We start from the raw sequence: 26,151 nt of genomic DNA on the forward strand, positions 1-26,151 counted from the left end.
CGCCCGAACCACCTGTTGATAACTGGGGACAACCCGAAAAACGTGAGTGGGCGGGAGACGCTTGTTGACTGTGGCGGCGCGGGTCGCCAAACCCTGATGCCACGCTCCCAACGACGAAGAAATTTGTGACACCATGATCGATGCCGTTCGCAACATTGCGCGCCCGCAGGCGCCTCAGGCCCCCGAACCGCTCTACCGGGAAGCGCCGAACAATATCGAAGCCGAGCAGGCGCTGCTCGGTGCGCTGCTGGTCAACAACGATGCCTATTACCGGGTCTCGGACTTTCTGAAAGCCGAACATCTTTACGAGCCGCTGCACCGGAAGATCTTCGAGGTCGCGTCCGAAATCATCCGCATGGGCAAGACGGCAAACCCCGTCACCATCAAGACCTTCCTGCCGGCTGACCAGAAAGTCGGCGACCTCACGGTTGCGCAATATCTTGCGCGGCTGGCGTCCGAAGCCGTCACAATCATCAATGCGGAAGATTATGGTCGCGCTATCTATGACCTGGCGCTGCGCCGCTCGCTGATCCAGATTGGCGAGGACGTCGTCAACATCGCCTATGATGCGCCGCTTGACATGCCGCCCCAGGCGCAGATCGAAGACACCGAGCGCCGGCTCTTCGCACTCGCCGAAAACGGCCGCTACGACGGCGGCTTCCAGTCCTTCTCAGATGCCGTTGCCCAGGCCGTCGACATGGCGGGTGCCGCCTTCGAGCGCGACGGCAACCTCTCGGGTATCTCGACCGGCATCAGCTCGCTCGATTCGAAGATGGGCGGGTTGCAGCGCTCCGACTTGATCGTGCTTGCCGGACGTCCGGGTATGGGTAAGACCTCGCTTGCCACGAACATCGCCTGGAACATCGCCGCGGCTTACGAGCCGGAAGTTCTGCCCGACGGATCGTTCAAGGCGAAGAACGGCGGCGTCGTCGGCTTCTACTCGCTCGAAATGTCGTCCGAACAGCTCGCCACCCGTATCATGTCCGAGCAGACGGAAGTCTCCTCGTCCAAAATCCGCCGTGGTGAGATCACCGAACACGAATTCGAAAAGCTGGTCGGCTTTTCCCAGACCATGCAGAAAGTGCCGCTGTTCATCGACCAGACCGGTGGTATCTCGATTGCCCAGCTCTCGGCCCGTGCGCGCCGCCTGAAGCGCCAGCGCGGCCTCGACTGCCTGGTGGTGGACTATATCCAGCTGATGACGGGTGCCGGCAAGGCGGGTGAAAACCGCGTGCAGGAAATCACCCAGATCACCACGGGCCTAAAATCGCTCGGCAAGGAACTGGCCGTGCCGATCATTGCGCTGTCGCAGCTGTCGCGTCAGGTGGAAAGCCGCGAAGACAAGCGCCCCCAGCTTTCCGACCTTCGCGAATCGGGCTCGATCGAGCAGGACGCCGACGTCGTGCTCTTCGTGTTCCGCGAAGAATATTACGTGAAGAACCTCGAACCGCGCGATCTGGCCGATCCGAAATATCCGGAATGGGAAGCGCTGATGGACAAGGTGAAGGGCACAGCCGACGTCATCATCGCCAAGCAGCGTCACGGACCGACCGGCACCGTCAAGCTCGCCTTCCAGTCGGAATTCACCCGCTTTGCGGACCTCGCCGATCCGAGCTTCATCCAGTACGAAGAGCCGTGAGATCAAGGGCGCCGCAAGGCGCCCTCTTTGCATCTGCGTCAGAGGCCTGCTGCACGCAGGAGCGCCACCGAGACGACGCCGAGCGCTGCTGCTGGCAACAGCGACATACGCAGAGCCGCCACGACCACCACGAGGCAGCCGATGGTTTCCGGCCAGCCGGTAGCGAAGGCCGTTGGTGCGACGACGGCCATCAGCACGGCGGGCGGTACGGTGGCGAGGGCCTTTTCGGCGCCCGCACCGGGTTTGAGGCGACGCACGAGGAACGCGCCGGAGAAGCGGGTGAAGACGGTGGCCGCCATCATGGCGAGGATGGTGGCGAGGGTTGCTGGATCGAGGCTCATGCCACCTGCTCCTTCTGCGCAACCGGAATGAAGGCGGCGCCGAGGCCGGCCAATGCGCCCGCTGCAATATACCAGGCGCCGGGCACCAGTGCGTGGACGGTGAGCGCCGCCACACCGCTTGCGGCCAGCACCAGCCCGGTCTCCCTGCCCTTCCAGAAACCGGTCAGCAGCACGATGAAGACCGCCGGGAAGGCGAAATCCAGGCCATAGACGGCGATGTCGCCGATCAGCGCTCCGAAGAGCGCGCCGGCCAGGCTCGAGGCCACCCAGCCGAGATAGAAGGGCAAGGCAAGCCCCAGGTAAAAGGCGGGGGTCAAGACCGTCGTCCGCGCCCGCGCCTCCGCCAAGGCCCAGTTCTCATCGGCCATGACGAAGAGGGTCGGCAGTTTCTGCCAGGGGCGGAAGAGGTCGAGGCTGCGCTCCAGCGAGGCGCCCATCAGGATGTGGCGGAGATTGACCAGCAGGGCTGCGAAGCCGAGCGCCGTCCAGGAGGCCGGGTGGGTCCACAGATCCATGGCAACGAATTGCGAACCGCCGGCAAAGACGAGCGCGCTCATCAGCACGGTCTCCAGCGGCGACAAGCCATTGCCGGTCGCCACCGCGCCGAAGACGAAGCCGATGGGGGCCGCAGCGATGATCAAGGGAAGAATGGCGCGAAAGCCGTCGATGGCTTCGCGGCGGAATGCATGTTCTGTCATGGGACCTCCTGTTGGCGGAGGATCTAGCCGGCTTGGGCGGCGTGGTCTTGAACGAAAGTGACCGATGTCAGCCGGCGCGGAAGACGGCGGGCGTTAGGCCCGTGCGCGCCTTGAACTGACGCGTCAGATGCGCCTGATCGGCAAAGCCGCAGGCCTGGGCGGTGTCGGACGGCGTTGCGCCGCAACGCAGGAGATGGCGCGCATGACGGATGCGCAGGTCCGTCTGGAAGGCATGCGGCGTGATGAAATAGTGCTTGCGGAAGGCGCGGATCATGTGGGCGCGGCTGAGACCGGCGACCCTGGCCAGGGTTTCCAGGCCCAGTTCTTCGGCGAAATGTTCGGCGATGTAATCGCGCACGCGGCGCATGGCGAGCGGCTCGCCGTAATCGGGCGCGCGAATGATTTCGCTGCCGTGGCGGGCAAACATGGTGGCGAGCACGCAGTACATGCTCTCCTCGCCCTCCAGCGCGCTCGTATCCCCATCCTCCAACCGTCGGTGCGCCACGTTGAAGGCGCGGGCCAGTTCCGGATCGGTGAGCAACTGCCGCCCGAAACTGGGGCTGCCGTGAAAGGCCTTGCCGGTGACGTCCTCGATGATCTCCACCAGCAGTTCCGTATCCGGATAGATCATCCGGTACCGGTATCCATCAGGCTCGCCCGGCTGGCCGTCATGCACTTCGCCGGGATTGATCAGGTAGAGAGCACCTGGCCCGGTAAACTCGCGGGTACCCCGGATGCTCGCCACCTGGCAGCCCTTCTCGATCGCGCCGATCGAAAAGGTGTCGTGCGAATGGGGCGAGAATTCGTGGGTAATGAAAGAGGCCGTCAGGCATTCCATCGCGCGGAAACGCCCGTCACGCCAGAAGCGCGTCCGCTCGATCCTAGAGACCGGATAGGCTTCGGCCGCCTGCTGCTGCGAAACACTGTGCATAGCAGCATAATATCCGGCGGCCACATTTTCGTCTTGAAGAAAAGTGCTACGGTCGCTCGATCCCGCCCTAAAGACGCAAAGTTATCATGACCGACAGATTTGACATCATCGACGCGCCGGACGATTTCCTGGCCGCTCCGCTCCGCCTGACGGTGGACCTTTCCGCCATCGCCGACAACTGGCGCGACATGGCAAAGCGCTCGGGCAAGGCGCGGACGGCGGCCGTGGTCAAGGCCGATGCCTATGGCCTCGGGATCGAGGATGTCGGACAGGTGCTCTACCATGCCGGCGCGCGGGACTTCTTCGTCGCCGTGCCGGCCGAGGGCGTAACACTCAGGCCCTATGCCCCCGAGGCGCGGATCTTCGTTCTCTCCGGCATCTGGCCGGGCCAGGAAGAGGTGTTCTTCGACAACGATCTCGTGCCGGTCATCGCATCGGAGGAGCAGCTGGCCTTCTGGATGGCGCTTCTGTCGGAGCGCGGCCCCTATCCTTGCGCGCTGCATGTCGATACCGGCTTCAACCGGCTCGGCCTTCCCATGGCGGAAGCGATTGCGCTGACCGACGACGTCTCGCGCCCGGCGAGCCTCGATCCTGTCCTGGTCATGAGCCACCTCGCCTGTGCGGATGATCCATCGTCGCCGATGAACCGGCAGCAGCTTGAGTCTTTCCGGCAGGTTAGCGCGGCTTTCGAAGGCGTTGATTCAAGCCTTGCAGCGTCTGCCGGCACCTTCCTCGGTTCGGACTACCACTTCGATCTCACCCGTCCCGGCATCGCTCTTTATGGCGGCGAGGCGGTCAATGGGACGAAGAACCCGATGCGCAGCGTCATCAAGGCGGAAGCGCGCATCCTGCAGGTGCGCGAGGCCAAGGCCGGGCAAACGGTGAGCTATGGCGCCAGCCATAGGCTTTCCCGCGACAGCCGTCTGGCGATCGCCTCCGTCGGCTATGCGGACGGCTATCTGCGCAATCTGTCCAGCTCCGGCATCCCGCTTCGGCAGACCGGCCTTGCCGGCGCGCACGGCGTGATCGGCGGCAAGACGGTGCCCGTCGTCGGCCGTGTGACGATGGACCAGACGATTTTTGACGTGACCGATCTTGCCCCGAATGCCGTGCGCGGCGGCGACTATATCGAGCTGATCGGCCCATCCATGCCGCTCGACGAGGTGGCACGGGCGGGCGGCACCATCGGCTATGAAATGCTGACCGGGCTCGGCCTGCGCTACGAACGGCTCTATCTTGAGGGCGACGACTGAGGACTGGCGCAGACGGATTTGTTCTGCTATTGTTCTAGCAATGGAGTATCAAATGACGGAAGAGCAATCCGCTCAGTCTACGGTGCAAATTGCGCTGGAACCCGATGAATCAGCTTTCATCGAGCGCCAGATCGGCGACGGCGTGTACGCGTCGGCGCAAGAGATGCTGCGCGCCGGCCTTCGACTTCTTGTTCAATCCGAGAGAAGCCAGCGCATCGCGGAACTGCGTCTGATGATCGATGAGGCAGATGAGGCCGTTGAAGTGGGGCAGTTCAAGGAATTCTCCGGGACCGGCGACCTCACGACCTTCATCGTCGCCGAAGCGAAAGCACGACGGTGAGCAGCAGTTTCGGCAGACGATTTCGGCTGTCGCCCCAGGCCATCGAGGATCTCATCCAGATCTATAACTATCTGCAGACGCGAAACCCGATTGCGGCCGAGCGTTTGACGAGCGATCTCGAGCAAAAAATTCGAGAGCTGGCCGGATCCCGAAATCCTGGCGTCTCTCGTGATTGGGTGAAAACCGGATTGCGCGCATTTCCCTACCGGCACCGATGCATCTATTTCCGCATTGCCGACGACATGCTGATCGTGCTGCGCGTCATGCACGGCCGCCAAGACATATCTCCCAACGACTTCCCCGAAAGCGATCCGTAATTCATGGCCAAAGCCAAGACCCAATTCATCTGCCAGAACTGTGGCACGGTTCACTCCCGCTGGGCGGGCAAATGCGATGGCTGTGGCGAGTGGAACACCATCGTCGAGGAAGACCCGATGGGCGGGATTGGCTCCGGCCCCGGCAAGGTGCCGAAGAAGGGGCGTCCCGTCACGCTGACATCGCTCTCCGGCGAGATCGAGGAAGCACCGCGCATTCCGACCGGCATGGGCGAACTGGATCGCGCCACCGGCGGCGGTTTCGTGCGCGGCTCGGCGGTGTTGATCGGCGGTGACCCGGGCATTGGCAAGTCGACTCTGCTGATGCAGGCGGCGGCAGCGCTCGCGCGCCGAGGTCACCGTGTCATCTATGTCTCCGGCGAAGAAGCGGTCGCGCAGGTCAGGCTGCGGGCGCAGCGGCTGGGGGCTGCCGATACCGATGTGCTGCTCGCCGCCGAAACCAATGTCGAGGACATTCTCGCCACCATTTCCGAGGGCAAACGGCCGGATCTCGTGATCATCGATTCCATCCAGACGCTGTGGAGCGATACGGCCGACAGCGCGCCTGGTACCGTCACCCAGGTGCGCACCGGGGTGCAGGCGATGATCCGCTATGCCAAGCAGACGGGCGCGACCATGGTGCTGGTCGGCCATGTCACCAAGGAGGGCCAGATTGCCGGTCCTCGCGTCGTCGAACACATGGTCGATGCGGTCCTCTATTTCGAAGGCGATCGTGGCCATCACTATCGCATCCTGCGCACCGTCAAGAACCGCTTTGGGCCGACAGACGAGATCGGCGTCTTCGAAATGTCCGACAAGGGTCTGCGCGAGGTTGCCAACCCTTCAGAGCTTTTCCTCGGCGAGCGCAATGAAAAGGCGCCGGGCGCTGCCGTCTTTGCCGGCATGGAAGGCACCCGCCCCGTGCTCGTCGAAGTGCAGGCGTTGGTCGCCGCGACCTCGCTCGGAACACCGCGGCGCGCGGTGGTCGGCTGGGATTCGTCACGGCTCGCCATGATTTTGGCGGTATTGGAGGCGCATTGCGGGGTGCGGCTGGGGCAGCATGACGTCTACCTCAACGTCGCCGGTGGTTACCGGATCAGCGAACCTGCAGCGGATATGGCCATTGTCTCGGCTTTGGTTTCGTCGCTTGCCGGTCTTGCCCTTCCCGCCGATTGCGTCTATTTCGGCGAAGTCAGCCTGTCAGGGGCGGTGCGGCCGGTGTCGCATACGGCCCAGAGGCTGAAAGAGGCGGAAAAGCTCGGTTTCTCCGCTGCGGTCCTGCCGGCTGCCTCACCGGACCTTCCCAAGGGTTCGAAGGGCAAATGGAGGGAAGTGGACAGCCTGCCCGATCTCGTGGCGCGCATCGCCGGCTCCCGGCTGAAAGCGCCTGTTGATCAGGAGGATGGTTGATCCGGTCCGACGCGTGACACGCACGCGTTCCGGCGGAATCGCGGTGACAATCAGGCCGGTTCCGATCGGCTAAGTCTTGGAGTTGGTGTCTATGCCCATTACGATTTTCGACGGTATCGTCATCGGCGTCGTGCTGTTTTCGGCGGTGCTGGCGATGGTGCGCGGCTTTTCGCGCGAGGTGCTGTCCATTGCGAGCTGGGCCGGATCCGTTGCCGCTGCCTATTACCTCTATCCGATGCTCGTGCCTTACGTGAAGAACTATACCAGCGATGACCGCATCGCACTTGCAGGTTCCGCCGGCATCATCTTCATCGTCGCGCTGATCGTGATCTCCTTCATCACGTCGCGCATCGCCGATTTCATCATCGACAGCCGCATCGGCGCGCTCGACCGCACCCTCGGCTTCCTGTTCGGCGCGGCGCGCGGCCTGCTGCTGCTGGTCGTTGCGGTCGCTTTCTGGAACTGGCTGATCGACGTGCGCCAGCGCCCTGACTGGGTGAACAATGCCAAGTCGAAGCCCTTCCTGGATTCGCTCGTGCTGAAGTTGGAAGCCGTTCTTCCGCAGGACATCGAACCGCAGATCCGCGAACGCATTCTGGGACGCGAAGCACCGCAGGCCGACGGCACGGGCGACAATGCACCGGCCGAACAGGCGCCTGCGGAACAGACGCCGTCCGACGACACCCCGGCCCAGCCGGCGACACCCTGAGACGAATACTGATGGGCGCGCGGCCTTGGCGCCGCGCGAACCAGCTCCCATATCAACGCCGCCGGATCGGGACAGACCGGCGGCTTAGCCGTTAGAAGCCCAGCATCCTTGCATCTGTCCCCGGAGCAAAGGCCCTCGCCATGAAGCAGTTCAGCCCTTCTTATGTCGTGTATGGCAGTCATGACGACAAGTATCACGAGGAATGCGGGGTCTTCGGGATCCTCGGGCATCCGGATGCCTCGACGCTGACGGCGCTTGGACTTCACGCGCTCCAGCATCGCGGCCAGGAAGCGGCCGGTATCGTCTCCTTCGACGGGCGCCAGTTCTACACCGAAAAGCACATGGGCCTGGTCGGCGACCACTACACCAATCCGGTGACGCTGGCGAAGCTGCCCGGCCCGCAGGCGATCGGCCACACCCGCTATTCGACGACAGGCGAAGTGGCGCTGCGCAACGTGCAGCCGCTGTTTGCCGAACTCGAAGAAGGCGGCATCGCCATTGCCCATAACGGCAACTTCACCAACGGCCTGACGCTGCGTCGCCAGATCATCGCCACCGGCGCGATCTGCCAGTCGACATCCGATACCGAAGTCGTCCTGCATCTCATCGCCCGCTCGCGCCATGCCTCGACCACCGACCGTTTCATCGATGCTATCCGGCAGATGGAAGGCGGCTATGCGATGATCGCGCTGACGCGCACCAAGCTGATCGCCGCCCGCGACCCGATCGGCATCCGACCGCTGGTGATGGGTGATCTCGACGGCAAGCCGATCTTCTGTTCGGAGACCTGTGCGCTCGACATCATCGGCGCCAAGTTCGTGCGCGACGTGAAGAACGGCGAAGTGATCATCTGCGAAACGCAGCCTGATGGCTCTGTCACCATCGAATCCCGCATGCCGGCGCGTCCGCAGCCGGAGCGCGTCTGCCTGTTCGAATATGTCTATTTCGCGCGTCCCGATTCGGTCGTCGCCGGCCGCAACGTCTACACGACCCGCAAGAATGCCGGCATGAACCTGGCGCTCGAAGCGCCTGTCGAAGCTGATGTCGTGGTGCCGGTTCCAGATGGCGGCACGCCGGCAGCACTCGGTTATGCGCAGCAGAGCGGCATTCCCTTCGAATACGGCATCATCCGCAACCATTATGTCGGCCGTACCTTCATCGAACCGACCCAGCAGATCCGCGCCTTCGGCGTCAAGCTCAAGCATTCCGCCAACCGGGCAATGATCGAGGGCAAGCGGGTGGTCCTGGTCGACGATTCCATCGTGCGCGGCACGACCTCGCTCAAGATCGTGCAGATGATCCGCGATGCCGGCGCCAAGGAAGTGCATATTCGCGTTGCCAGCCCGATGATCTTCCATCCGGATTTCTACGGCATCGACACGCCGGATGCGGAAAAGCTGCTCGCCAACCAGTATCTCGGCATCGAGGCCATGGCGAAATACATTGGCGCGGACTCCCTCGCCTTCCTGTCGATCGACGGGCTCTACAAGGCGGTCGGCGGCAAGCCGCGTGATCCGGCCAACCCGCAGTTCACCGACCACTATTTCACCGGCGACTATCCGACCCGCCTGCTCGACAAGGAAAGCGAGAAGCCGGGCCGCAAGGAATCCATGCTCGCCGCCAACGGCTGAGCCACACGACCAAAGAGCATACGACAGGAATTTCCATGACCATCGACCTCAAGGGCCGGATCGCGCTCGTCACCGGCGCCTCGCGCGGCATCGGCTATTTCACCGCGATCGAACTGGCCAAAGCCGGCGCGCATGTCATTGCCTGCGCCCGCACCGTCGGTGGCCTGGAAGATCTTGACGATGCCATCAAGGCCGTCGGCGGGTCGGCGACACTGGTCCCCTTCGACCTCGCCGATATGGCGGCTATCGACCAGCTCGGCGGTCATATCTTCGAGCGCTGGGGCAAGCTTGATATCGCCGTGCTGAACGCCGGCGTGCTCGGCGTCATCTCGCCGATCGGCCATGTGGAGGCGAAAGTCTTCGACAAGGTCATGACGATCAATGTCAACGCCACCTGGCGCCTGATCCGCTCGCTGGAGCCGCTGCTCGTCAAATCCGACCAGGGTCGTGTGCTGATCCTGTCTTCGGGTGCGGCCCACAAGTGCAAACCCTTCTGGGGGCCCTACTCCGCCTCCAAGGCTGCCGTCGAGGCGCTCGCCCGCACCTGGGCTGCCGAAACCCAGCGCCTGCCATTGCGCATCCTCTCGGTCGATCCGGGCGCGACCCGCACGGCCATGCGCGCCCAGGCCATGCCGGGCGAAGATCCGGACACGCTGCCGCATCCCTCCGAAGTTGCCGCCAAGCTGCTGCCGCTGGTTGGCCCGGAGCAGACGGAAACAGGCAAGCTCTACGTGGTGCGCGAAGGCAAGATCGTCGACTACCGCATGCCGGAATAGGCCACTGGCAGCTGCAACGCGCTTGGACTATCTTGACGCGTGTTGGAACGAGTGAAGACCATGGCCAAGACAAAAGCGCAGCATGTGGTGCCGAGATCGGGCAAGTGGGGCGTTCTGAGCGCAGGGGCGACCCGCGCCACTAGCCTTCACCCGACGCAGGGCGAAGCCATCGAGACGGCGCTGAAAATCGCGCGATCCAATCGCACCGAACTCTACATCCATGGGAAAGACGGTCGCATTCGCGAACGAAGCAGTTTTGGAAACGATCCGCTTCCCCCCAAGGGCTGACGGACGCTGCCATGTTCGAACGCTCGGTGTTCATCAACTGCCCGTTCGACGACGACTACTCCCCTCTTCTCCAAGCGATCGCCTTCTGTGTGACCTTTCTCGGATGCCATGCAACAGTGGATGGAACTCGGCCAGCCTGACTGATCGCTTTGTGGTGGGAGATTCTGTCGTTAAGACTCCAGCCCAGCCCCCATAGTCATCGATTGCCTCCCATGACCCCCAGAGATTTTGCCGCCTATGCCTATCTGTCTCTGGCGTGGGGACTTTCCTTCCTTTTGCTGCTGCATGTCGTGGATGCCTTCGGCTGGATCGGGGCGGTGACGTTTCGCTGCTTCATTGCCGGCGCACTTCTCTATGTGATCGCGCGGCTGATGCGTCGCCGGCTGGATTTCAGCGCCGGCTGGCTGCCCTTTGCCATGGTGGGTGCCACGACGGTTGCCGGGCAGCTGATTGGCCTCTCCTATGCGACCCCGCTCATCGGCACGGCCATGGCTGCCATCTTTGTCGCCTCCATCCCGCTCTTCTCCATGGTCATTGCGCAGCTGTGGGGACTGGAGCGGATAACGCCGGCGCGAATTGTCGGGCTGGCCCTCGGGACGATCGGCATCGTCATGCTCGTCGGCTTTCCGGCGGTCCCCGTCACGGGGGCCTTCCTGCTGGGCTGCGCGGCCATGGTCGGCTCGACCTTTTCCGCCGCGTTCGGCAGCAATTATGCCAGCCGGTATCTCACCGGCACAGGACCGTGGGAGGTGACGATCGGCTCGTTCATTGCGGGCGGCCTGCTGACGCTGCCGCTCCTGTGGTTCGTACCCGTGCCGGGAACTCCGGCCGCCATCGATTATCTCTACCTTGTCGCCTTGGCGGCGCTGATGAGCGCACTCACCTACGTGCTCTACTTCGGCCTCGTCAAAAGCATCGGGGCCACGGCTGCGATCAGCGTGGAATTCGTCGTGACGGTCGTGGCAGTTCTGGTGGGTGCACTGGTGCTCGACGAGCCGCTTACGCTGATGCAGCTCTGCGGCGGGGTCGTGATCATCATCGGCTGCGCGCTCGTTCTCGGGCTGTTTCGCCGTCCGCAGTCCGCGCGCTGATCACACTGAGCCGCGGCGCCGCGTGCGGGCCACAGGGTGGCCGTGCATCGCGACCTTGAACGGTTCGAGCTGAAGGCTCGCCCTTTCGACCATGACGACAGGATCATGCAGGCGCACACAGTTTCGGCCATCCGCCTTGGCCTTGTAAAGTGCGGCATCGGCTTCGGCGAGCAGCGTGTCCAGCTGAACGCTCGGATCGGAGGAGGTCGAGACGCCGATGCTGACGGTGATCGGGATATGGGTCGCGCCGCCTTCATGCATGCCGGCAATCGCTTGCCTGAAATTCTCGGCAATGGCCAAGCCTTGCGCGCCGTTGGCCCTCGGCAGCAGACAGGCAAACTCCTCGCCGCCGATCCGTGCAAAGATCCAGCTCTTGGGCATGCGCTTCTCGATGGCGCGCGAGAAGGCCCGAAGCACCTGATCGCCGGTGGCATGACCATGGGTATCATTGATATGCTTGAAGTGGTCGAGATCGAATAACAGGAGGGCGGCCTTGCCCTCTTCGCGCGCCAGAATGGACTGCGCTGTCATGACGAAAGTGCGCCGGTTGGCGAGATTGGTCAGTGGATCGCGCTCCGAAGCCAGCCGGTAGCGCCGCTCGTCGCGCTCCTTGGCAAGAATCAGCAGCGAGATCAGGGACAGGACGATGAGCAGCGAGTTGATCAGCGCAACGAGCGCGAACCAGTGGGCATTGCCACCGTCCGCCGCATAAGGCGGCGCAATCAACAGGGAAAGCGGCAGAACAAGGAACCAGACCAGACCCCGCATCGCATTGGCGACCACCGCAAGCGTGCGAGACGGCAGAGGCTCGGCGATGCGTCCCCGCCAGATGTCACGGGCTGTGAGTAGACAGTAGGGTGCGATCAGCAGACCCAGAACGGCTCCGCGCAGCGCAACCGAGTCCTGGAATGCCGGCACAAGCCAGCAGAAGAGCCAGATGACCCCACCCGCGCCAGACTTGAGCTTGGACAGGTCCCTGCCCTCGAAGGCCGCAACGGCCTGCCAATAGAGGCCCGCCCCCAGGATAGCCAGTCCCAGGCCGACGCCGGAGGCGAGCGGCAATGGCAGGATCGTGCGGCACCCGTGCAAGGCCATGCCGGCACAGGTGGACGCCCCTGCCAGGACGAGCATGGCAAGCACCACATTGGGACGCTCGCGCGCCCACATATAGGCGCACAAAAGCGTCGAGATCAGCGTCGCCATTCCATGGACGACGAGGATCGTCGGCAGGTGCAGGGTCAGTTCCATGTCGAAGGTCATCTCCGCAGGTGATATATCCCTCACACCATAAGAGCTGCATGATTGACAAAGGCTTACCCGCATATGGTGTTAATGTGGACAGCCCCTCTTGCCGCTTCGCCTTGAGCGCGCAACCGCCCTTGACCAAAACCCGGACCCGCGCCATAACAGCGCCCATGAAAACGCGCCTCTGCATCATTTGCGGGACCATTATTCGCTAGCGCTTCGCTGGCCTGGCCGTTTTCGTCTCCTGCATAGACCCAGATGACAAACGACCCGGTCCAGCCGGGTATCATTCGTTCTGGGAGTTTCACATGGCCGGCGGCCTCAAGCTTTACAACACGCTCACACGCGACAAGGTCGATTTCGAACCGATCGACCCCGATAATGTGCGCCTGTATGTCTGCGGGCCGACCGTCTATGACTTTGCCCATATCGGCAATGCGCGGCCCGTCATCGTCTTCGATGTGCTCTTCCGGCTGCTGCGCCACACCTATGGCGCGGACAAGGTTACCTATGTGCGCAACATCACGGACGTCGACGACAAGATCAACGCGCGCGCCCTGCGCGATTTCGGATCGCAGATCGCCGATGGCTCGATGAGCCTCAACGAGGCGATCCGGGCCGTCACCGGCAAGACGGAGAGCCAGTTCCACGAGGACGTTGCCGCTCTCGGCTGCCTGAAGCCCACCGTGGAGCCGCGCGCGACCGACAACATTGCCCAGATGATCATCATCATCCAGCGGTTGCTCGACATGGGCCATGCCTATGTGGCGACCGGTTCGGAAGGGCATGAAGTGCTGTTTTCGACCGCCTCCATGGCGGATTACGGCATGCTGTCGAAGCGCAAGCTGGAAGACCAGCAGGCGGGCGCGCGCGTGGCCGTCGAAAACCACAAGATGAACCCCGCCGATTTCGTGCTGTGGAAACAGTCCGAAGACACTGAACCCGGCTGGCCGGCAAGCTACAGCTTCGAGGGCAAGACCCATGCGATCTACGGGCGCCCCGGCTGGCATATCGAATGCTCTGCCATGTCCGACCGCTATCTCTGGGAAGAGATCAAGGACCGGCTGTCGCCGAAAGCCAAGGCCAAGCCGCACCAGTTCGACATTCATGGCGGTGGCCTCGACCTGATCTTCCCGCACCACGAAAACGAGATCGCCCAGTCCTGCTGCGCCTTCGACAACGACCTGATGGCAACCGTGTGGATGCATAACGGCTTCCTGCAGGTCGAAGGCCGCAAGATGTCGAAGTCGGAAGGCAACTTTGTCACGATCAACGAGTTGCTCGCGACGGAGACATTCGGTGGACGGATTTGGCCGGGCGAAGTGCTGCGGCTTGCCATGCTGATGACGCATTACCGCGAACCGATTGATTTTTCGGTGAACAAGCTCGTCGAGGCGTCCAACATCATCGACAAATGGAGGACAGCTGCTGAGGGAGCACAACCCTCGGCAGCTAAGATCGATGGCGAAGTACTGGAGTCCCTCGCCAATGATCTGATGTCACCCAAAGCATTGCAGTCAATTTCGAATCTGGCTAGCCGAATTAATGTTTTGCGCCATGAGCAAAGAAACGACGATGGCACATCGCTCGAAGCTGATATCCGAGATTTGCAAGCTTTGCTGGTTGGATCAGCGGGACTACTTGGCTTTAAGGTCGAGAAGCGTACCGAAGTCAGCGACGACCTCTCCACCGCCGTCCAGGCGCTGGTCGATCTGCGTCTGGAAATGCTGAAGGCGAAGAACTTTACCGAGGCAGACCGCGTTCGCGACGAGCTGGCCGAGAAGGGCATTCAGCTCAAGGATGGCAAGGACAAGGAGACCGGCGAGCGGGTGACGAGCTGGGAGGTCAAGCGGTAGGATGGTTTCGGCTGCGGTGCGTGTTACCCCCCTCTGTCACTTCGTGACATCTCCCCCACAAGGGGGGAGAGTGGGGACGCATGCGCTGCGGCACACGACCTCAACCCGACAGCTTCGGAAACACAGATCTTGTTCGATCTTTCTGCGGCTTACCGCTGGTTCCGAGGTCGGCGGGGTCCCGCTCTCCCCCCTTGTGGGGGAGATGTCCGGCAGGACAGAGGGGGGTAGCCCACACACAACGCCGACCACGCCCCTTGCCAGAACGCGCAACCAAAGACAGTCTTCCCACCAGTTAAAATCGGTGATGGAAGCCGTCATGCCGCACGCACCCGTCCCGCCACAGCGCCGCGCCCATGCAAAGCGCATGCGCAGCGAAATGACAGATGCCGAGCGCAAACTCTGGGGCTGCCTGCGCGCCCATCGCCTGATGGGCCTCAGCTTTCGCCGACAGGTGCCGATCGCAGGTTTTATCGTCGATTTTGCCTGCTCCGATCATAAGCTGATTGTGGAGGTAGACGGGTCTCAGCACGGGAACGATGCTGATATCGCCTACGATGCGATGCGGACGCGACGGCTGGAGCAGGACGGGTGGACGGTGCTGCGGTTCTGGAACGACGACGTGTTGCGGGATATCGACAATGTCTGTCAGCATATCGTGATCGTTGCGGGCAAGGGGGCGTGATGGCTTCGCTTGGCGCGTGCGTTACCCCCCTCTGCCCTGCCGGGCATCTCCCCCACAAGGGGGGAGAGCCGGTTGCTGCGGCCGTGGCGATCCGTTTATGGTGCTTAGATGTAAGGGTGGCAAAGCGCCAGCGGCCCCACTCTCCCCCCTTGTGGGGGAGATGTCACGAAGTGACAGAGGGGGGTAACTGCACCCACCATCCGAGGAGGCCATCCCCATGACCTCCCCTCTCACCCTCTCCGGCGGCTGCCAGTGTGGCGCCGTGCGCTTCCGCATGCAGGGGGCGCCGAAGGATGTCTCCGTCTGTCACTGCCGCATGTGCCAGAAGGCGTTCGGTGCCTATTACGCGCCGCTCGTTGCCGTCGGCGACGCCGAGGTCACCTGGACGCGGGGCGCGCCGAAGCGCTTCGCCTCGTCCAACTTCGTGAAACGCGGCTTTTGCGAGAACTGCGGCACGCCGCTTACCTATGAGGCGCCCGATGGCCTGTCGCTGGCGGCCGGCGCCTTCGACGATCCCTCGCAGCTGCCGCCGACCATTCAGTTCGGGGTCGAGTGCAAGCTGTCCTTCGTGGATACCATCCCCACTCTGCCGCAGCGCTCGACGCTCGACGATCTCGAAGACGCGCCCTTTCTGGCCGACGTCGTGTCCTACCAGCATCCGGACCGGGACACGGAGCAGTGGCCGGAGCCCACGCCATGACCCAGCCGAATCCCAATACGAAGATGCCAAAATGGCTGCTCTACGGGCTGATCGCCAAGGGCGTGCTGATTGCCGCCGTCATCATCGGCGTCACCCTTTACATGACGATGCGATAAGGAGAGTAGGCATGAGCGACGTTCATTCCGGCGGCTGTCAGTGCGGTGCGGTGCGGTTCCAGGCGTCGAAGCTGGGCCGGCCGTCGATCTGCCATTGCCGCATGTGCCAGAAGCAGTTCGGCTCCTTCTTCGGCGCCTTCGTCACCGCCGACCAGGCACACCTGACCTGGACGCGCGGACAGCCGATGCTTTTCCGTTCCTCGGCCAAGGTGAAGCGTGGCTTCTGCGCCAAATGCGGCACGCCGCTCACCTATCAGCATCCCGGCGGCGTCGAACTCGCGATCGGCGCCTTCGACCACCCGGAGCATTTCGAGCCGCAGATCCAGGTGAACCATCACCTGCGCCTGCCCTGGATCGATCAGCTCTTCGAGAAGCCTGTCTATACCAGCCCCGAGTATGAGGCCTTCTTCGCCTCGATCGAAAGCTTCCAGCACCCGGACCACGACACGGCCCAATGGCCACCGGAGGATGATCAATGACCCGCCAAGTGCATTCGGGTGGCTGCCAGTGCGGCGCGATCCGCTACAGAATAGCGGGCGAGCTCGGCTATCCGCATATCTGTCACTGCCGCATGTGCCAGAAGGCGAGCGGCAATTTCTTCATGGCGCTGGCCGGCTCGCGACAGGAGGATTTCCTCCTGATGCGCGGCGAACCCAGCTGGTTCCAGTCATCGGACCCGTGCGGGCGCGGTTTCTGCCGGGATTGCGGCACGCCGCTCTTCTTCCGCACCAAGGGCTCGCCGTACATCAGCGTGACGATCGGCAGCCTCGACAAGCCTGATCTCGTCGAGCCCGTCTCGCAGGACGGGGTCGAGAGCCGCGTTTCCTATTTCGACAACCTCTTCCAACTTCCGCAAAACGAAACCGACCGCTCGGACCTGCCGGCGGGCACGGCCGGGATTGCGGCGACCTCGCGCCAGCATCCCGATCACGATACGGTGGCCTGGCCGCCGAAGAAGGACATTTGACATGACGACAGAATTGCGCGGCTTTTATCCCGAGATCGAGCCCTATGAGACCGGCATGCTCGATGTCGGCGACGGCCACACGGTCTATTGGGAACGTGTCGGTACCCGGGGCGCCAAGCCCGCTGTCTTCCTGCATGGCGGACCGGGCGGTGCGACGGGCCCCGGCAATCGCCGCCTGTTCGACCCCGCTCTCTATGACGTTCTGATGTTCGACCAGCGTGGCTGTGGCAAGTCTATCCCGCATGCCTCGATCGAAGCCAACACCACCTGGCATCTCGTTGCCGACATCGAGCGGCTGCGTGAGATGATGGGCGTCGAGCAATGGCTGGTCTTCGGCGGTTCCTGGGGCTCGACGCTGGCGCTTGCCTATGCCGAGACGCATCCGGAGCGGGTGTCAGAACTCGTGCTCCGCGGCATATATACGCTGACCCGGCCCGAGCTCGACTGGTACTACCAGTTCGGCGTGTCCGAAATGTTCCCCGACAAGTGGGAGCGCTTCATTGCCCCGATCCCGGAAAATGAGCGCCACGAGATGATGGCCGCCTATCGCCGCCGGCTCACCGGCACCGATCGAGAGGAGCAGTTGCGTTGCGCGATTGCCTGGAGCAACTGGGAAGGTGAGACGATCACGCTGCTGCCCAATCCCGACTATTCGGCGCATTTCGGCGAAGCCGAATTCGCCCTCGCCTTCGCCCGCATCGAGAACCATTTCTTCGTCCATGACGGCTGGATGGAAGACGGACAATTGCTGCGCGATGCCTACAAGCTCGCCGACATTCCCGGCGTGATCATCCACGGCCGCTACGACATGCCCTGCCCGGCGAAATATGCGTGGCAGTTGCACAAGGCCTGGCCGAAGGCGGATTTCCACCTGATCGAGGGGGCGGGGCATGCCTATCTCGAACCCGGCATCCTCGACCAGCTGATCCGGGCGACGGATCGGTTTGCGGGGAAGAGTTAAATTTGAGAATTGCCCCTCACCCTACCCTCTCCCCGCAAGCGGGGAGAGGGGGCGCAAGCGGTGCCGCATCGTCCTTCTCCCCGCCTGCGGGGAGAAGGTGGCGGCAGCCGGATGAGGGGCTAGCATTACCAAGTTGCCTGAGGAAAACAGCATGACACGCGAAAAGATCACCCTGTTCGACACGACACTGCGCGACGGCCAGCAGACGCCGGGCGTCGATTTTTCGGTCGAAGACAAGATCGCGATTGCGGCCATGCTGGACGAGTTCGGCTTCGACTATGTCGAGGGCGGCTATCCCGGTGCGAACCCGACGGATACGAGTTTCTTTGCAAAGAAGCGGACGAAACAGGCGGGTTTCGTTGCCTTCGGAATGACCAAACGCGCCGGTGTGTCGGCCTCTAACGATCCGGGTCTGACCCAGCTCTTGCAGGCCAAGGCGGATGCGATCTGCCTCGTCGCCAAGAGCTGGGACTATCACGTCAAGGTCGCGCTCGGCTGCACCAACGAGGAAAACCTCGAAAGCATCCGCGAGAGCGTCAAGGCCGTGGTCGAAGCGGGCAAACTTTCCATGGTCGATTGCGAACATTTCTTCGACGGCTACAAGGCCAATCCCGAATACGCCCTCGCCTGCGCCAAGCAAGCCTATGACGCCGGGGCGCGCTGGGTGGTGCTCTGCGACACCAATGGCGGCACGCAACCGCCGGAGATCCGCGAGATCGTCTCTGCCGTCATTGCAGCCGGCATCCCCGGCTCCTCGCTCGGCATTCATGCCCATAACGATACCGGCCAGGCGGTCGCCAATTCGCTCGCCGCCGTGGAAGCCGGCGTGCGCCAGATTCAGGGCACGCTGAACGGCATCGGCGAGCGGTGCGGCAATGCCGATCTCGTCACGATCATCCCGACGCTCTGTCTGAAGGAAACCTATGCGTCGCGCTTCGAGACCTCGATCGACCGGGAAAAGCTCGTGGGGCTGACCCGGCTGTCGCGCGCCTTCGACGAGCTGCTCAACCGATCACCGAACCACCAGTCGCCTTATGTCGGCGGCTCGGCCTTTGCCACCAAGGCCGGCATCCATGCCTCGGCGCTATTGAAGGATCCGAAGACCTACGAACATGTCGAGCCGGAAAGTGTCGGCAATTTCCGCAAGGTCATGGTGTCGGACCAGGGCGGCAAGGCCAATTTTCTCAACGAGTTGAAGCGTCGCGGCATCACGGTTGCCAAGGACGATCCGAAGCTCGACACGCTGATCTCGGTCGTCAAGGAGCGCGAAGCCTCGGGTTATGCCTATGAGGGGGCCGATGCGAGTTTTGAACTACTGGCACTGAAGACGCTGGGCAGCGTGCCCGAGTTTTTTGCGGTCGAAAGCTTCCGCGTGATGGTCGAGCGCCGCTTCGACAGCCATGGCCAGCTGAAGACCGTCTCCGAGGCCGTGGTCAAAGTGCTTGTCGATGGCGAAATGGTGATGTCGGTTGCCGAAGGCGACGGCCCGGTCAACGCACTCGACATCGCGCTCCGAAAGGATCTCGGCAAGTACCAGAGCGAGATCGTCGATCTCGAACTGGCGGACTACAAGGTTCGTATCCTGAACGGCGGCACCGAAGCCATCACCCGCGTCCTGATCGAATCGACCGATGCGTCAGGCGCCCGCTGGTGGACGGTCGGCGTGTCGGAAAACATCATCGACGCCTCCTTCCAGGCGCTGATGGATTCGATCGTCTACAAGCTGATGAAGAACCGCGAACTGGCCGGCCAGATCGCGGCGGAGTAAGACCTCCCGGCGCGATCTGCCTGCCAGTCGAGCAGACTTTGGGCAATTCCAGCAAAAGTGCGAAGCGGTTTTGCGGCCGGAATTGCGTGAAAACAAAGACATAGAGCATTGAAGGCGACTCCGTTTTCGCCGGACATGCTCTGGGGCTCAGCAGGCACCGGCGTGGGCCAGGGCCTTGCGTTCGCGGCGCTGTGCGACCACGCTGAGCGCAAGTGCAGCCAGCGGGAAGACTGCCGCCACCAGCGGCAGGGCCGCCAGGCCCGGTCCACGATCGATGGCGACCCCGCCGATCCAGGCGCCGACGGCATTGCCCAGGTTGAAGGCCGCGATGTTGAAGCTCGACGCCAGGGCCTGCCCCGCGCCTTCCGCCTTTTCCAGGACACGCATCTGCAGGGGCGCAACTGTGGCGAAGCCTGCCGCGCCCACCAGTCCGACCAAGGCTACGGTGAGAGACTTGTCGCCGAGCAGGAAAAACATGAGGACCAGCGAAAAGCCGAGAGCCAGAAGCGTGAGCAGGATCGAACGGTCGAGATTGTGATCAGCGAGCCTTCCGCCCACGAGGTTGCCAAGGATAAGCCCACCTCCGAAGACCAGAAGGATGGGCGAGACGGCCGCGTCGGAGAATCCCGTCACTTGCGTCAGGACAGGGGCGATGTAGGTAAAGACCGTGAAGACACCAGCATAGCCGAGGACCGTGACGGCGAGACCGATGAGCACCTGCGGGCGCCCCATGGTCGCCAGATCGGAGCGCCAGTCCTGCGGCTCGGGGTTCTGTTCGTCTCGTGGGACGAAGATTGCAAGCACGGCAAGGGCGATGAGCCCTACGACGGCAACCGCCCAGAAGGTCATGCGCCAGCCGTATTCCTGTCCAAGCCAGGTTCCGAAGGGGACGCCCGCGATGTTGGCGACGGTGAGACCGGTGAACATGACGGCGATCGCCGATGCGCGTCGTTCAGGAGCGACGAGGCTTGTCGCAACGACCGACCCAACGCCGAAGAAGGTGCCATGGGCGAGTGCGGCAACGAGTCGTGCGAGCATCAAGGTCTCGTAAGTGGGAGCCAGCGCACAGGCCGCATTGCCGATGGTGAAAATGACCATGAGCGCGATCAAAACAGTCTTGCGTCGCCAGCGGCTGGAAATGGCAGTGAGGATCGGAGCGCCGAACACGACGCCGAGTGCGTAACCAGAGATCAAGAGCCCGGCCGCGGCGATCGATACGCCGAGATCAGCGCCCACTTCGATCAGCAGACCCATGATGACAAATTCTGTGACGCCGATGCCGAAGGCACCGACGGTGAGAGCATAGAGTGCGAGAGGCATTGAGAACATCCCTGTGGTGGTTGGATGCACTTCAGATAGACGGCAAGCCCTCGATGAAATAGTATGCGAAATCTCACAACATTCATGAAATGAATTCACAATGGCCAGAGCAGACATCAACAGATCGGGCGAAATGGAGGTGTTCGTACAGGTTGTCGAGCGTGGCGGTTTTTCCGCCGCGGCGCGCCAGTTGCGCATGACGCCGTCCGCCATCAGCAAGCTGGTCGCGCGTCTTGAAGGACGTCTCGGGACGCGGTTGGTGAACCGTACCACGCGCAAACTGCTTCTCACCCCGGAAGGCCAGACGTTCTACGAGCATTCGGTACGCATACTTGCAGACATGGATGAGGCCGAACGCCGCGCCTCGTCACACGACGATCCGCGGGGTGTGATCCGCATCAATACCAGCGCCGCCTACGGCACCCACGTGCTTGCCCGGATCCTCGGCCGTTTCCTCGAAACATATCCCGGCATCTCGGTCGAGGTTATTCAAACGGACCTCGTCGTTGATCTCTTGGCCGAGAAGGCGGATATCGCGGTGCGCGCGGGCGCCATGCCGAGTTCCAGCCTCAGGGCTCGCAAACTTGGCGAGACTCCGCTGGTGATTGTCGCCTCACCCACTTATCTCGAGAAACACGGTGTCCCGAAAACTGCCGCTGATCTGGAGCAGCATTGTCGGCTGGGCTTCGGCTACGTCCGCGCTGTCAGGGAGTGGCCAGTGGCGGAAGGCGATGCGATCGTGGAGGTCCCGGTTGCCGGCCGGCTCAGCGCAAGTGACGGCGAGGCTTTGCGTCACTTCGCAATCGGTGGCGCGGGACTTGCACAACTGGCGCATTTCACGGTGGCGGAGGATCTTGAGGCAGGTCGGCTGGTCACCGTTCTCGACAGCGCTCTCACTCGACGCAAGGAACCATTTCATGCCGTTTATGTGGGCCAGGGTGGACACCTGCCTGCCCGGATCCGCACCATGCTCGACTATCTTGCCGAGCATGGCCGGGTGTCCTGACCATCAAGCCGTCGCCGCTGGAAACCGGTCAAAGTCGCGTGGCACCGACTGACAGCGTCAGCTTTAGCGATTTGCTAGGGCTCAAATGATCGGCCTGCCTGAACGATTCTTCACAGAAATGAATTGGTGCCTGCAACCCTTGAGGCGTAATTCCGTTTCCAAGCATAACAAAAGTCAGGAAACACCATGGCCGACGCCTCCCTCCCTGCAGAGAACAAGGACAGCCTGAACGGCTTCCTGTTCGCCCTCTCCGCCTATCTGCTGTGGGGCTTCCTGCCGATCTACATGAAGGCTCTGGCGCATATCTCGCCGGCCGAGGTCATCGCGCATCGAATCCTGTGGTCGATCCCCGTCGCTGGGCTGTTGCTGATCGTCCTTAAACGCACCGACGACCTGAAGCGGGCGATCCGCAATCCCCGGATGCTCGGCATGGCGGCGGTGACGGCGACGCTGATCAGCGTCAACTGGGGGATCTATGTCTGGGCGATCGGCGCGGGCCATGCGCTTGACACGGCCATCGGTTATTTCATCAACCCGCTGTTCTCGATCCTGCTCGGTGCGATCCTCCTCAAGGAGAAGCTGCAGCGCGCCCAGATCGCGGCCCTTGCGCTGGTCGTTCTGGCGGTGGTCATCCTGACGGTCGAAGCCGGCCGCCTTCCGATCGTGGCGCTCGCGCTGACCTTCTCCTGGGGCTTCTACGCCTTCTTCCGCAAGACCCTGCCGATAGGCCCCAACCAGGGCTTCCTTCTGGAGGTGCTGCTGCTTTCGCCCTTTGCCCTCGGTTATCTGGTCTACCTGAACATTCAGGGCGGCGGGCATTTCATGACGGGCAACACGATGGACACCGTGCTGCTCGCGTCGGCCGGTTTCGTCACCGCGGTGCCGCTGATCCTCTATGCCAACGGCGCGAAGCTTCTCCGCCTCTCGACCATCGGCATCATGCAATACATCGCGCCGTCGATGATCTTCATCACCGCCGTCTTCGTGTTCAAGGAACCCTTCAGCCCGGCCAAGGCAATCGCCTTCCCGCTGATCTGGGTGGCGCTGATCATCTACACATTGCCGATGCTGAAGCGCCGCTGAGGCGCGCGTCTGCGGCCTCAAAGCCTCGCAATGGTTGCCGGATCGCCTTCGGGCGCTCCAGCCTCGGCCCATCGACCCTCAATCGCCGGGACGATATCCTCGATGCGGTCGATCACCATCGGCCGCACGCGATGCGCGGTATGGATGAAGCCCGAAGTCGACATGTGGTCGATCAGCTCCAGCATCGGCTTCCAGAAATCATTCACATTGGCGAAGACCATCGGCTTTTCATGACGGCCGAGCTGGCCCCAGGTCATGATCTCGACGATCTCCTCGAGCGTACCTATGCCGCCGGGCAAGGTCACGAACGCATCCGAACGTTCGAACATCGCATGCTTGCGCTCGTGCATATCCCTGGTGATGATCAGCTCGTTGAGCTGTCCCAGCGAATGGCGCGTCGCTTCCATGTCGACGAGGAATTCCGGGATGATGCCGGTGACATGACCGCCGGCAGACAGAACGCCCGAGGCGACCGCCCCCATGATGCCCTTGGTGCCGCCGCCATAGACCAGCCGCAGCCCGTTTTCGGCGAGCGACCGGCCGAAGGCACGGCCTGCATCCATGAAAGCAGGATCGCGTCCGGGCTGGGAGCCGCAATAGACGCAGACGGATCGAATCGGGGTGTTTTCTTCGCTCATGCGGGCCAAAAAACAGTCTGGCGGCAGCAAGGTCAACAAAATTGGCTGAAAACCCGAGGCAAGCGGGGCGGAATCAGGTCCCGACGCTTGTCGAAACAAGCGGTTAAGGCTAGCAATTCGAAGGGATATGGCGGCTGTTCCGCCGGGAGACTTGAGATATGAAGAACCGTGCCCTCTGGGTGGTCCTGCTTGTACTTGCCATCGTCAGCCTGCTGATGGTCTTTGTCATCATGCCACGGCTGAACCCGTCGAGCGAGACGGCACCTGCCATCAGCGCGGCGACTGACGCTGTCAAGTCTGCCGCCGATCAGGCCGCAGCGACCGCCGAGACAGCTACCGCCAACATCGCCGATGCGGCCGCCCAGAAGATGGACCGCCTGAAGGCTGAGGCCGTCAAGGCCGTGGATGGCATCAACGCACTCTTCGCCGATGGCCGCACGCCGGGCGTGGAAGCCTATAGCGCGGCCAAGACGCTGGCACAGGGTGCTGTTTCGGCGCTCGCCGCCATCGACGTGCCGGAAGGGCTCGACGCCAAGCTTGCCGAAACGATCAAGGCCCTGCAGGCCGATGCCGCCAAGGCGCTCTCGATGATCCAGCAGTTGCCGGACGATCCGGCCAAGGCCGCGGGCCTCGTCGCCTCGATCAAGGACGCATTGCTCGGCAAGCCGGTCGAGACTGCCGCGGCACCGGCTGCCGACGCCGCCGCATCGGATCTTCCGCGCTTCGACGTGCTGCGTGTCGAACCCGATGGCTCCACCGTGATTGCCGGCAATGCTGCGCCGGGAGCAAAGGTCGAGATCATCAACGGCAATGACGTCATCTCGTCCCAGACGGTTGACGGCACGGGCGACTTCGCCGCCGTCCTCGACAATCCTCTGCCGCCTGGCGACCATTCGCTGCAGATCCGTGCCACCGGCGCCGATGGCAAGACCGTGACCTCGGAGGAAGTGGCCACCATTTCCGTTCCGGAGGGTGGCAAGGGTGAACTTCTCGCCATGGTCTCCACGCCGGGCAAGGCAAGCCGCCTGATCACCCTGCCGGGCGCGGCTGATGCTGCCGCCCCTGCCCCGTCAGCTGCCCCCGCCGCATCGACCTCAGTGCCGCCAGCCAGTGCGGCTGCGGCAACTCCGACGGCCGAGACCGCCGCCCCTTCGGCAAGCGGTCTGCCCGACCTGCCCGCCGCGTCGAGCCAGCTCGCCGGTTCCGCTCCGACGATCCCCGCTGGCGGTGGCGACGTGGCGGCGGCAGCGGCCGCGCCATCGGCGAGCGAGACGCCCGCTGCAACCACGTCTCCGGCGGTAATCAGTGCCGAAATTCAGGTGACGGCCGTCGAAATCGAAGGCGACCGGATCTTCGTGGCCGGCAAGGCTCCGATCGGATCGACCGTGCGCGGTTTTGCCGACAAGGCAACGATCGGCGAGAGCAAGACCGATGCCAGCGGCCATTTCGTGATCGATGGGACGATGGCTCTCTCGGTTGGTAGTCATATCATCGAAGTCGAGCTGCTGGATGCGTCCGGCAAGGTCGTGGTGCGCGCATCCGTGCCGTTCGAGCGGCCGGAAGGCGAGCAGGTTTCCGTCGTGGCACCGGCCCCGGACGCCGCTGCTGCCCAAACCACCCCCGAACAGGCCGAGTTCGAACGCCTGCGCATCTCGCTCACCAAGGCGCTGACCATCCTGGAAGGCCTTTATGCCAATGGGCAGAAGCCGGCCCTCGAGCAGTTGGCTGCGGCGCGCTCCGCCACCGAATTCGGCCTGCAGTCGATCATCGGTTTCCGCGCCGGTTCGACAGCTTCGGCCGATTTCACGGCCTCCGTCGCCGCCCATGGCGCAAAGGCGAAGGAAGCGCTTGCGCTGTTGCAGTCGGTAAACACGGGTGACGTCGATGGGCTTGGTGCCATCCTGCCCAAGCTCACCGCCCTGATCCGCGACCTGCTCGATCAGCCGACGCCGCCTGCCGATTCATCCGCAACGGAGACGTCGACCCCGGCGGCACCTGCCGCAACTGCCGCAGCCCCGTCCACTGGCGCCGACACCGCGGCTGCGCCGAAGACGATCCAGCAGGCGCCTCTCGCCAAGAGCGACAACAGCGTCATCATCCGTCGTGGCGATACGCTGTGGCAGATTTCGCGCCGCGTCTATGGCCAGGGCGTTCGCTACACGACGATCTACCTCGCCAACGAGAACCAGATCCGCAATCCGGACCGGATCGCGCCGGGCCAGATCTTCACGGTGCCGAAGGATGCATTGCCGAACGCAGAGGAAATCCACCGCAAACGCCTGCGCGGTGAGCCGGTGAACTGAGCATTCACGATCCGGTCATTGTATTGGGGCAGACAAAACCCTAATTGACGGAAGCGGCGATCCCACAGGGTCGCCGCTTTTTATC

26 protein-coding genes are annotated in these 26,151 nt (G+C 62.9%); 20 read left to right on the forward strand and 6 right to left on the reverse strand.

Going from position 1 to position 26,151, the window contains the following annotated elements:
• The first annotated feature begins 133 nt into the window (after positions 1 to 133).
• A complete protein-coding gene (locus DFO46_RS10705; protein WP_110793513.1) occupies positions 134 to 1,639 on the forward strand; it encodes a replicative DNA helicase in 1,506 nt (501 codons plus the stop codon).
• Between the two features lie 38 nt (positions 1,640 to 1,677).
• Here the strand turns inward: DFO46_RS10705 and DFO46_RS10710 are convergent, their stop codons facing one another.
• The 3 genes from DFO46_RS10710 to DFO46_RS10720 all read right to left on the reverse strand — a co-directional run bounded on the left by DFO46_RS10710 (position 1,678) and on the right by DFO46_RS10720 (position 3,609).
• Positions 1,678 to 1,980, reverse strand: a complete 303-nt coding sequence (locus tag DFO46_RS10710) for an AzlD domain-containing protein (protein ID WP_120277260.1) — start codon at positions 1,978 to 1,980, stop codon at positions 1,678 to 1,680.
• Positions 1,977 to 2,678: an AzlC family ABC transporter permease gene (locus tag DFO46_RS10715; RefSeq protein WP_120277261.1), complete on the reverse strand. Its 702-nt coding sequence runs from the start codon at positions 2,676 to 2,678 to the stop codon at positions 1,977 to 1,979. Before DFO46_RS10715 ends, DFO46_RS10710 begins: the two co-directional genes overlap by 4 nt.
• A gap of 67 nt (positions 2,679 to 2,745) precedes the next feature.
• On the reverse strand, positions 2,746 to 3,609 hold the full coding sequence (locus tag DFO46_RS10720) for an AraC family transcriptional regulator (RefSeq protein WP_120277262.1): 864 nt from the start codon (positions 3,607 to 3,609) through the stop codon (positions 2,746 to 2,748).
• 86 nt (positions 3,610 to 3,695) lie between these two features.
• Here DFO46_RS10720 and alr point away from each other — a divergent pair, with 86 nt between their 5' ends.
• The 9 genes from alr to DFO46_RS10765 all read left to right on the forward strand — a co-directional run bounded on the left by alr (position 3,696) and on the right by DFO46_RS10765 (position 11,421).
• The gene (gene alr, locus DFO46_RS10725) at positions 3,696 to 4,862 is read left to right on the forward strand and encodes an alanine racemase (RefSeq protein WP_120277263.1); all 1,167 of its coding nucleotides are present in this window, start codon (positions 3,696 to 3,698) and stop codon (positions 4,860 to 4,862) included.
• A 52-nt stretch (positions 4,863 to 4,914) separates the two neighbouring features.
• Entirely contained in the window at positions 4,915 to 5,202 is a 288-nt protein-coding gene (locus DFO46_RS10730) for a type II toxin-antitoxin system ParD family antitoxin (protein ID WP_183041872.1), read from the forward strand.
• The gene (locus DFO46_RS10735) at positions 5,199 to 5,519 is read left to right on the forward strand and encodes a type II toxin-antitoxin system RelE/ParE family toxin (RefSeq protein ID WP_210210622.1); all 321 of its coding nucleotides are present in this window, start codon (positions 5,199 to 5,201) and stop codon (positions 5,517 to 5,519) included. The genes DFO46_RS10730 and DFO46_RS10735 overlap by 4 nt, the downstream gene beginning before the upstream one ends.
• A gap of 3 nt (positions 5,520 to 5,522) precedes the next feature.
• Positions 5,523 to 6,926: a DNA repair protein RadA gene (gene radA / locus DFO46_RS10740; RefSeq protein WP_110793520.1), complete on the forward strand. Its 1,404-nt coding sequence runs from the start codon at positions 5,523 to 5,525 to the stop codon at positions 6,924 to 6,926.
• A 91-nt stretch (positions 6,927 to 7,017) separates the two neighbouring features.
• Positions 7,018 to 7,635, forward strand: a complete 618-nt coding sequence (locus DFO46_RS10745) for a CvpA family protein (protein WP_110793521.1) — start codon at positions 7,018 to 7,020, stop codon at positions 7,633 to 7,635.
• A 140-nt stretch (positions 7,636 to 7,775) separates the two neighbouring features.
• Positions 7,776 to 9,266: an amidophosphoribosyltransferase gene (gene purF / locus DFO46_RS10750; protein WP_120277265.1), complete on the forward strand. Its 1,491-nt coding sequence runs from the start codon at positions 7,776 to 7,778 to the stop codon at positions 9,264 to 9,266.
• A gap of 35 nt (positions 9,267 to 9,301) precedes the next feature.
• The gene (locus DFO46_RS10755; RefSeq protein WP_120277266.1) at positions 9,302 to 10,042 is read left to right on the forward strand and encodes an SDR family NAD(P)-dependent oxidoreductase; all 741 of its coding nucleotides are present in this window, start codon (positions 9,302 to 9,304) and stop codon (positions 10,040 to 10,042) included.
• Positions 10,043 to 10,102: 60 nt separating this feature from the next.
• Positions 10,103 to 10,330, forward strand: a complete 228-nt coding sequence (locus DFO46_RS10760; RefSeq protein WP_120277267.1) for a DUF2188 domain-containing protein — start codon at positions 10,103 to 10,105, stop codon at positions 10,328 to 10,330.
• A gap of 212 nt (positions 10,331 to 10,542) precedes the next feature.
• Complete coding sequence (locus DFO46_RS10765; protein ID WP_120277268.1) at positions 10,543 to 11,421, forward strand: DMT family transporter; 879 nt, start codon at positions 10,543 to 10,545, stop codon at positions 11,419 to 11,421.
• Here the strand turns inward: DFO46_RS10765 and DFO46_RS10770 are convergent, their stop codons facing one another.
• Positions 11,422 to 12,669 carry a GGDEF domain-containing protein gene (locus DFO46_RS10770; RefSeq protein ID WP_183041873.1) on the reverse strand — a complete coding sequence of 416 codons (1,248 nt, stop codon included), beginning with the start codon at positions 12,667 to 12,669 and terminating at the stop codon, positions 11,422 to 11,424.
• A gap of 305 nt (positions 12,670 to 12,974) precedes the next feature.
• Between DFO46_RS10770 and cysS the strand changes: the two genes are divergently transcribed.
• The 7 genes from cysS (at position 12,975) to cimA (ending at position 19,716) form a co-directional block, all read left to right on the forward strand.
• Complete coding sequence (cysS, locus tag DFO46_RS10775; RefSeq protein ID WP_120277270.1) at positions 12,975 to 14,522, forward strand: cysteine--tRNA ligase; 1,548 nt, start codon at positions 12,975 to 12,977, stop codon at positions 14,520 to 14,522.
• A gap of 316 nt (positions 14,523 to 14,838) precedes the next feature.
• Positions 14,839 to 15,204 carry a DUF559 domain-containing protein gene (locus DFO46_RS10780; RefSeq protein WP_120278212.1) on the forward strand — a complete coding sequence of 122 codons (366 nt, stop codon included), beginning with the start codon at positions 14,839 to 14,841 and terminating at the stop codon, positions 15,202 to 15,204.
• 217 nt (positions 15,205 to 15,421) lie between these two features.
• Positions 15,422 to 15,904 carry a GFA family protein gene (locus DFO46_RS10785; protein ID WP_120277271.1) on the forward strand — a complete coding sequence of 161 codons (483 nt, stop codon included), beginning with the start codon at positions 15,422 to 15,424 and terminating at the stop codon, positions 15,902 to 15,904.
• Positions 15,905 to 16,031: 127 nt separating this feature from the next.
• Complete coding sequence (locus DFO46_RS10790) at positions 16,032 to 16,499, forward strand: GFA family protein (protein WP_120277272.1); 468 nt, start codon at positions 16,032 to 16,034, stop codon at positions 16,497 to 16,499.
• Entirely contained in the window at positions 16,496 to 16,987 is a 492-nt protein-coding gene (locus DFO46_RS10795) for a GFA family protein (protein ID WP_120277273.1), read from the forward strand. Before DFO46_RS10790 ends, DFO46_RS10795 begins: the two co-directional genes overlap by 4 nt.
• 1 nt (position 16,988) lies before the next feature.
• Positions 16,989 to 17,948 (forward strand): prolyl aminopeptidase, encoded by a 960-nt coding sequence (gene pip, locus DFO46_RS10800; protein WP_120277274.1) that lies wholly within the window; start codon positions 16,989 to 16,991, stop codon positions 17,946 to 17,948.
• Between the two features lie 151 nt (positions 17,949 to 18,099).
• Positions 18,100 to 19,716: a citramalate synthase gene (gene cimA / locus DFO46_RS10805; protein WP_120277275.1), complete on the forward strand. Its 1,617-nt coding sequence runs from the start codon at positions 18,100 to 18,102 to the stop codon at positions 19,714 to 19,716.
• Between the two features lie 147 nt (positions 19,717 to 19,863).
• On the opposite strand, the gene DFO46_RS10810 is transcribed toward cimA, so the two are convergent.
• Positions 19,864 to 21,036 (reverse strand): MFS transporter, encoded by a 1,173-nt coding sequence (locus tag DFO46_RS10810; protein WP_120277276.1) that lies wholly within the window; start codon positions 21,034 to 21,036, stop codon positions 19,864 to 19,866.
• Positions 21,037 to 21,136: 100 nt separating this feature from the next.
• On the opposite strand from DFO46_RS10810, the gene DFO46_RS10815 reads away from it, so the two are divergent.
• Both DFO46_RS10815 and rarD read left to right on the forward strand, forming a co-directional pair.
• Positions 21,137 to 22,042 carry a LysR family transcriptional regulator gene (locus DFO46_RS10815; RefSeq protein WP_120277277.1) on the forward strand — a complete coding sequence of 302 codons (906 nt, stop codon included), beginning with the start codon at positions 21,137 to 21,139 and terminating at the stop codon, positions 22,040 to 22,042.
• Between the two features lie 186 nt (positions 22,043 to 22,228).
• A complete protein-coding gene (gene rarD, locus DFO46_RS10820) occupies positions 22,229 to 23,125 on the forward strand; it encodes an EamA family transporter RarD (RefSeq protein ID WP_110793537.1) in 897 nt (298 codons plus the stop codon).
• 17 nt (positions 23,126 to 23,142) lie between these two features.
• Here the strand turns inward: rarD and DFO46_RS10825 are convergent, their stop codons facing one another.
• Positions 23,143 to 23,763 (reverse strand): TIGR00730 family Rossman fold protein, encoded by a 621-nt coding sequence (locus DFO46_RS10825; RefSeq protein WP_120277278.1) that lies wholly within the window; start codon positions 23,761 to 23,763, stop codon positions 23,143 to 23,145.
• A 158-nt stretch (positions 23,764 to 23,921) separates the two neighbouring features.
• Here DFO46_RS10825 and DFO46_RS10830 point away from each other — a divergent pair, with 158 nt between their 5' ends.
• On the forward strand, positions 23,922 to 26,066 hold the full coding sequence (locus tag DFO46_RS10830; RefSeq protein ID WP_120277279.1) for a LysM peptidoglycan-binding domain-containing protein: 2,145 nt from the start codon (positions 23,922 to 23,924) through the stop codon (positions 26,064 to 26,066).
• Positions 26,067 to 26,151 lie beyond the last annotated feature (85 nt).

Origin of the sequence: Rhizobium sp. AG855, from assembly GCF_003610655.1 — a bacterium.
In the GTDB taxonomy this organism is placed as follows: domain Bacteria; phylum Pseudomonadota; class Alphaproteobacteria; order Rhizobiales; family Rhizobiaceae; genus Allorhizobium; species Allorhizobium wuzhouense.